This is a genomic window from Burkholderia sp. SIMBA_051, from assembly GCF_046534915.1.
Classification (GTDB): Bacteria; Pseudomonadota; Gammaproteobacteria; order Burkholderiales; family Burkholderiaceae; genus Burkholderia; species Burkholderia ambifaria.
The window spans coordinates 1-272 of record NZ_JAWRXS010000274.1 but is presented as its reverse complement, the minus strand read 5'-3'; the positions used below and the strand labels follow the sequence as shown (position 1 = coordinate 272).

Here is a 272-nt window from a genome sequence, read left to right as displayed (position 1 = left end):
AGCGCGAACACCACGTATAGGAGCGTCAACATCCAGACCGGCACGTCGTAGTAGAGCAGGCGGCTCACCCAGCGCTGGATGAAGCCTTGCGTGTCAACCGAGCCGCCGCGCAGCCAGTCTTCCAGCGCGGTCAACGAACAGACCACACCGACTAGCGACAATATCGCCACGAGGCCGATCGCGAACAGATGCGCGAGCCGGAACAGCCGTTGGCGTACCCATTCCCAATTGAGGAGCGAGCCTACCCAGATCGCCGCGAGTCCGCCCACGAT

At 62.9% G+C, this 272-nt stretch carries 1 protein-coding gene; it reads right to left on the bottom strand.

Annotated features, from left to right (window positions below; all coding sequences use genetic code 11):
- Window positions 1-272, bottom strand: a 272-nt coding sequence (locus tag SB771_RS34505; RefSeq protein ID WP_410721977.1) for a DUF2784 family protein, incomplete at both ends; no start/stop codon positions are given.